The sequence below is a fragment of the Candidatus Neomarinimicrobiota bacterium genome, assembly GCA_034716895.1.
Taxonomy (GTDB): Bacteria; Fidelibacterota; UBA8477; order UBA8477; family JABMPR01; genus JABMPR01.
Genome location: JAYEKW010000194.1, coordinates 21,968 through 28,863, shown reverse-complemented (window position 1 = coordinate 28,863; position 6,896 = coordinate 21,968). Strand labels below are relative to the sequence as shown.

Genomic DNA, 6,896 nt, shown 5'->3' with positions numbered 1-6,896 from the left:
GTTTATTGAAAATTGGAAATCATCCGCTGCCTGAAAGACCTGCCTGATCTTAGTGGTTGTGTAGCGACCATTGGGAGTTTTGACGGTATTCACCGGGGGCATCAGGCTCTGATCGGCAAGTGCATCGCTGAGGCAAACACCCGTAAGCTTCCCTCTGTGATTATTACCTTTCATCCCCATCCTCAGCAACTTTTAAGAGAGTCTGATCGTCCACCGATCCGGCTACTCACCGGGATCGAGGAAAGGACTTTCTTGATCGAAAAGACTGCACCAGTTGATATCATGCTGGTTCTGGATTTTAATCAGGGTTTTTCCAGCATGACCGCAGATGAATTTGCCAGGACAGTGCTTGAAGAAGCCCTTGGCGTTCAGCATGTTGTTGTGGGTTATGATCATCGTTTTGGTCACCAGCGTGAGGGTGATGCTGATTGGCTAAAGCAGCGTGGACAGCTTAATGGATATGAGATCAGCGTTGTAGGCCCTATCAACAATGAAGATCTTCCCGTAAGTAGCACCCTGATCCGGGATCATATTCAACATGACCGTCTGGATCTTGCAAATGCCATGCTGGGTCATGCTTATACAGTGATGGGTACAGTAGTTCATGGCGAGCAGAGAGGTCAAAGCTTACATTTTCCCACTGCCAATCTTGAACCACATGTGGACAATAAGTTGTTACCCAACCGAGGTGTTTATCTCAGTCGGGTGGAAACAGCTGGTTTTGCCAGCTTCGGGATGTGCAATATAGGTGTGAGACCCACTTTCAAGAGTGATGAGGAGGTAACCATTGAGGTAAATCTCTTTAATATTCCTGAAGGGAAAGAAAATCTGTATGGATCTGAGATAACTCTCGAATTCCTGCAGAAATTAAGAGATGAAAAGAAATTTTCCAGTGTGGATGATTTAATAGAACAATTAGAGAATGATAAGAAAACATGTATAGCGATAATCGAAAATTATCGAGATGTCTGAAGGAGGACACATGTCAATAACAAAAGAAGAAAAGGCAGCTCTCATCAAAGAATATGGTGAAAATACAGAGGATACTGGTTCCACCAGTGTTCAAGTAGCTATTCTCACCACTCAGATTCGGAATTTGACAGAGCATCTGAAAGCCTTTAAGAAAGACCACCACAGTCGTCGTGGTTTGTTGAAAATGGTTGGGCAGCGCCGTCGTCTGCTTCGTTACATCCAAAAGAGTGATGTAGCCAAATACAAAGCTTTGATCGAAAAGCTTGGTATACGTAAATAGGAATTGGAGAGATTTTGATTAAAAAAGAAATGATGCTGGGCGGTCGTACGCTGAGCCTCGAAACTGGTCGGATGGCCAGACAAGCTGGTGGATCCGTGCTTGCAATGTATGGTGAAACTGCAGTTCTAGTTGCAGCAACTGCTTCTAAACATGAAGATACCACGCGGGATTACTTCCCGCTTCAAGTAGAATATCGTGAAAAAAGTTATGCCGGTGGTAAGATTCCCGGTGGCTTTTTCAAACGGGAAGCCCGACCTTCTGAAAAGGAGATCCTCAGTGCTCGGATGACCGATAGGCCGATTCGTCCACTTTTTCCCGAAAGCTTTAATAATGAAACCCAGGTTATGATCACAGTCGTATCAAGCGATGGTGAGAATACGGCAGATGCCTTAGGAACCATTGGTGCCTCTTTTGCCCTCTCAATATCAGACATACCCTGGAATGGTCCTGTTGCTTCTGTCCATGTTGGACGGATCGATGGGGAACTGATCCTTAATCCCACCTATGCTCAGGCTGAAGAATCCGAGATGGATATCACCATCACTGGAACTGCAACTGATGTAGTTATGGTTGAAGGTGAAGCCAAAGAAGTTTCAGAAGAGGTCATGGTCGAGGCCCTGGTTTTTGCCCAGAAAGCAATTTCTGAGGTCGTGGCCTTCCAGCAGAGCATTATTGATGAGATTGCACCCGTCAAACGCGAAGTCAAGGTCGATGAGACCAAAGTTGCTATTATGGCTGCTGTAGACGGTGCTATTGACGAAACACAGCTCACCGAGTTGAATTCCATCGTATTGAAGTTGGAACGTCAGGAAGCTAGAAACGCTGCCAAGGACGAGCTTATCGCAAAATACGAAGAAGAATATCCTGATCATCTGAAGATTGTCGGTGAGGTGTTTGACAATCGTCTCAAAGCCAATATCCGTGAGCGGATCATGGCTGATGGGAAACGGGTAGATGGTCGTGGTCTTAAAGAGATCCGTCAGATCACTGCTGAAGTTGGCGTGTTACCACGTGTCCATGGTTCTGCCTTGTTTACAAGAGGTGAAACTCAGGCATTGGTGGTCACAACACTTGGTACTAAACTTGATGAGCAGATCATTGATAATGTGGATCAGGATTACAAGAAATCCTTCTATCTGCATTACAATTTTCCACCCTATTGTGTGGGTGAAACTGGTCGTATCGGCTTTACCAGTCGACGCGAGATCGGTCATGGTAATCTGGCAGAACGTAGCTTGAAACCATTCCTGCCTGCAAAGGAAGACTTTCCTTATACCGTACGCCTGGTTTCTGAGATCCTTGAATCAAATGGTTCATCCTCAATGGCCAGCGTTTGTGGTGGCTCACTTGCTCTTATGGATGCCGGTGTTGGTATCGATAAAACAGTTGCCGGAATTGCCATGGGCTTGATCAGTGATGGAAAACGTTTTTCCGTCCTGTCTGACATCCTGGGTGATGAAGATCATTACGGAGATATGGATTTCAAAGTGACTGGTACTAAAGATGGTATCAATGCTATCCAAATGGATCTTAAGATCGAAGGTATCAGTGCTGAGTTGATGACCCAGGCCTTAATGCAGGCTAAAGAAGGTCGTGAGCACATCATTGGAATCATGGAAGCTGCTTTACCAGCTGCGCGTGAAAAACTATCACCCAATGCTCCAAGTTTTATCACGATCAAGATCAAACAAGAGCAGATCGGTGATATTATTGGCCCAGGTGGTAAGATCATTAAAGCTATCCAGGCGGATACTGGTGCCACTGTCGAGATCGAACAAGAAGGTCTTGTTTATGTCTTTGGCGAAACTGCTGAGGCTGCTGAAGCTGCCGCAGCCAAGGTCAACGCTATTGTACGCGTTCCTGTAGCGGGTGAAGAATTCGAAGGTGAAGTCATGCGTATCATGAACTTTGGTGCCTTTGTTGAATTCTTACCTGGAAAGCAGGGCCTGGTTCACATTAGTGATCTTGAATACCGCAGAGTTGAAAAGGTTGAGGATGTTCTCAAAGTTGGCGATAAGGTTAAAGTGAAACTCATGGAAGTAGATGCCTCCGGTCGCTATAACTTGAGCCGCAGAGCCTTAATGGAAGCACCTGAAGGCTGGGTGGAGCCAGAGAAGAAGCCTCGTCCTCCTCGCCGTGATAACAATCGTGGTGGTAGAGATCGTGGAGGCCGTGATCGCGGTCCACGTCGCGACAATAATCGGCGGTAAGTAAACGAAGTGACCTCACTTCGTAAACAAACCATACTATCGAACGGACTGACCATCGTTACAGAAACGGTGGACACAGTCCGTTCGGTGGCTTTAGGCTTCTGGGTTCGAGCTGGAAGTCGCTACGAGCCCCCGGAACTTTCGGGAATCTCTCATTTTCTGGAACATACCGTATTCAAGGGCACCAAAAGCAGGTCAACCTTTGACATAGCAGCTTCACTCGAAAGTGTTGGAGGACATTTGAATGCCTTCACTACCAAGGAATACACCTGCTATCATGCCCGTTTTCTCAGTGAATACCTGGAGGATGCCGTGGACGTCCTGTCAGATATTCTACTTCATCCCATTTTTCCTGAATCTGATATAGAACGCGAAAAGTCTGTGGTTCTGGATGAATTACGGGATAGCAAGGATGTACCGGAAGAAGTTGCTTTTGAAACCTTCGAGAAATTTCTTTTCCCGGGAAGTTCATTGGGTGAATCCATCCTGGGTAATGAAGACACGATCAAGAGTTTCAATGCAGATAAGCTGGATCGTTATCTGGATCAACACTACGGTCCGGAAAATACCATCATCGTGGCTGCAGGCTATGTAGACCATGAAGAATTGGTAAAATTGATCTCAGCTCGCTATGATAGAAAAAGCAGTGGTGAAAATAAATATGAAGCCTTTGACCACGCGCTCTACCAACCGGGGAAGGAAGTTCGTACAAAAGATATTCAGCAAAGTCATCTCATTGTAGGCTTGCCAATATTTTCCGTCTTTGATGAACGTCGCTATGATGTGGCTGTCCTCAATTCCATTCTCAGTGGGGGAATGAGCTCGAGGTTATTCCAGAATATTCGGGAAGCTCATGGAGTTGCTTATCAAATATTTTCTTTTGTCAGCCTTTATCGGGACGCGGGATCATTTGGAGTATATCTGGCAACAGATCCTGCAAAACGAGATAAAGCTGTGGAATTAACCCTGGCTGAATTGGACAAAATGGTCGCCGACCCGGTGAGCGAGACTGAATTGGAACGGGTTAAAGCACAATACAAATCAGGTATCGTCATGGGTGATGAGTCCATGGAGCGCCGCATGCTGCGCTTGGGTCGACAGCAGATATATTATGGGGAAAATGTCAGTCTCGATGTCTTCCTGAAGAAGATAGAAGCCATAGATTCACATAGAATTCAAGTCTTGGCACGAGAATTGTTCAATCCCTCATCGTTTTTTACAAGTATTTTAGAACCTGCAAATGGGCAAAATAATTAATGGGAGGCAAACATGATTGTCGGAGTACCTAAAGAGATCAAACCAAATGAAAACCGGATCGCAATGACCCCCGGTGGTGTGGAGTTATTAGTATCCAATGGGCATCAGGTTATCGTTGAAAACAATGGTGGCATGAATAGTGGTTTTGCCAATGAGCTGTATGTTGAGGCTGGCGCTTCCATCGAATCTGATGTGGACAAGATCTGGGCTCAAGCTGATATGATTGTGAAGGTCAAAGAACCACAACCGGTTGAAATCGCTCGGTCACGTCCTGGCCAAATAGTGTTTACCTATTTTCACTTTGCAGCGGATGAAGCATTGACCCTTGATTTTTTGAAAGCTGGTGCCTGGGCAGTTGCTTATGAAACAATTGAGAACAAAAAACATTTATTACCCTTACTTGAGCCTATGAGTGAGGTTGCAGGTCGAATGGCTACCCAGGAAGGTGCTCGTTTTTTAGAACACTTCAGTGGTGGTCGGGGAGTGCTGCTTGGTGGTGTTCCTGGAGTTCACCCTGGAACTGTATTAGTGCTGGGTGGTGGAACTGTAGGTACTCACGCAGCTAAGATGGCTGCTGGTATGGGTGCTCATGTTTATATGTTGGATATCAATTTGGATCGTCTCCGTGATCTTGAAGATTTTATGCCCAAGAATGTCACGATGCTGTATAGCTCACCAGCTACCATTCGGGAGTTGTTACCGAAAGTTGATTTGGTCGTAGGAGCTGTACTATTACCAGGTGCAAAGGCACCCAAATTAATCACTCGAGAAATGCTCGGATTAATGAAAAAAGGTTCTGTAATCGTTGATGTAGCTGTTGATCAGGGTGGCTGCGTTGAGACATGCAAACCAACCACGCATGAAAACCCAACCTTCTTTGTAGATGATGTGTTGCACTATTGTGTAGCCAACATGCCAGGTGCAGTACCTTATACTTCAACTATTGCATTGACCAACGCTACTTTACCCTATGTTGTGAATTTGGCTAATAATGGTGTTAAGGCTGCCTTAAAAGCGGATGATGGTTTTGCCCTTGGTCTGAATATGGTTGATGGCAAGGTAACTTGTGAAGCAGTGGCCGAGGCTTTCGGTTTGGAGTATACTCCGGTAGACCAGGTCCTTAACTAAATTGTTGTTCCCTGTTTACAACAGGGGCCTGGTCTATCATAAGGTCTCTGAACAGTATGAATGGGGATTGACCACTACTACACCCACGCAATTCAAAGCCCAGATGCAGGGTCTTAAGCATCTGGGCTTTTCTTTTTCCACTATCATGGATCATGAACCCCGGAATAATGAGATTCTCATCACATTTGATGATGGCTATTCCAGCATCAAAACCCATGCAGCTCCCATCCTGGAAGAGGTAGGGGGCGTAGCAACGGTATTCGCCATTTCCGATTATGTGGGAAGGAAAAATAGCTGGGATTATTTTCCAGAGGACAAACAGGTGCGCCATATGCCCTGGAGTGACCTCCGGGAATTACATGATCTGGGTTGGGAAATTGGATCCCATGGTCGGACCCACAGGCGCCTGATCAATATGAGCAAAAAAGCTATCAGGGATGAACTGATTACCTCCAAAAAACAGATCGAAGATCAAATAGGGCAGGAGGTCACAACTTTTTGTCCTCCTTTCAATGCCTGGAACAGCGATCTGCTGGATCAAATTGAAGAGGCTGGGTATAATCGAATCGCTATTTCATATCCCCTGACCGGCTTACCCAAGTGGGCTGGTGAATTTGTACCGCGTCTTGGGGTTTATTTGCATGATGCGCCGCCCCTTTTTCTGGCCAAGATCATGACGAATCCTCTGGCACCGATTGCAGTGCTACAGCAGCAATTGATCAATCTGGTTGGCAACGGAATTATCCTGGAAAATTGGCTTAAACCAAAACCTAAATAGATTTTGTTAAACCTGCCTACCTGAATATATTGCTCGCCGCTGAGCAAGATATCAGCTTGTTATTTTTTAAATGGAGAGGTGGCCGAGTGGCTTAAGGCGCACGCTTGGAAAGCGTGTGTACGGCAACGTACCGTGGGTTCGAATCCCACCTTCTCCGCTCAACCTACGTCCCGACTTGGTCGTCGGGATCTTCGGTTGGCAGGCAAACGGATTATTTGACCAACGTGTGGGGGCTTTGGGTATTAGCGATTTGCTGGTGGTTGCCAACTAT

At 46.0% G+C, this 6,896-nt stretch carries 6 protein-coding genes and 1 tRNA gene; all 7 read left to right on the top strand.

Annotated features, from left to right (window positions below):
* Nucleotides 1-12: 12 nt before the first annotated feature.
* The 7 genes from U9Q77_11695 to U9Q77_11665 all read left to right on the top strand — a co-directional run bounded on the left by U9Q77_11695 (nucleotide 13) and on the right by U9Q77_11665 (nucleotide 6,782).
* Nucleotides 13-972: a bifunctional riboflavin kinase/FAD synthetase gene (locus U9Q77_11695; GenBank protein ID MEA3288019.1), complete on the top strand. Its 960-nt coding sequence runs from the start codon at nucleotides 13-15 to the stop codon at nucleotides 970-972.
* A gap of 10 nt (nucleotides 973-982) precedes the next feature.
* Entirely contained in the window at nucleotides 983-1,252 is a 270-nt protein-coding gene (gene rpsO / locus U9Q77_11690) for a 30S ribosomal protein S15 (protein ID MEA3288018.1), read from the top strand.
* 14 nt (nucleotides 1,253-1,266) lie between these two features.
* Entirely contained in the window at nucleotides 1,267-3,462 is a 2,196-nt protein-coding gene (pnp, locus tag U9Q77_11685) for a polyribonucleotide nucleotidyltransferase (GenBank protein ID MEA3288017.1), read from the top strand.
* A 9-nt stretch (nucleotides 3,463-3,471) separates the two neighbouring features.
* Nucleotides 3,472-4,719: a pitrilysin family protein gene (locus U9Q77_11680; protein ID MEA3288016.1), complete on the top strand. Its 1,248-nt coding sequence runs from the start codon at nucleotides 3,472-3,474 to the stop codon at nucleotides 4,717-4,719.
* A gap of 12 nt (nucleotides 4,720-4,731) precedes the next feature.
* A complete protein-coding gene (gene ald, locus U9Q77_11675) occupies nucleotides 4,732-5,847 on the top strand; it encodes an alanine dehydrogenase (GenBank protein ID MEA3288015.1) in 1,116 nt (371 codons plus the stop codon).
* Between the two features lie 67 nt (nucleotides 5,848-5,914).
* Nucleotides 5,915-6,625 carry a polysaccharide deacetylase family protein gene (locus U9Q77_11670; protein ID MEA3288014.1) on the top strand — a complete coding sequence of 237 codons (711 nt, stop codon included), beginning with the start codon at nucleotides 5,915-5,917 and terminating at the stop codon, nucleotides 6,623-6,625.
* A 72-nt stretch (nucleotides 6,626-6,697) separates the two neighbouring features.
* Nucleotides 6,698-6,782 (top strand) — tRNA-Ser (locus U9Q77_11665).
* Nucleotides 6,783-6,896: the final 114 nt, after the last annotated feature.

Bases quoted from the DNA above. Each gene is read 5' to 3' on its own strand.
- rpsO (MEA3288018.1), top strand. From the start codon at position 983: ATGTCAATAACAAAAGAAGAAAAGGCAGCTCTCATCAAAGAATATGGT.
- ald (MEA3288015.1), top strand. From the start codon at position 4,732: ATGATTGTCGGAGTACCTAAAGAGATCAAACCAAATGAAAACCGGATC.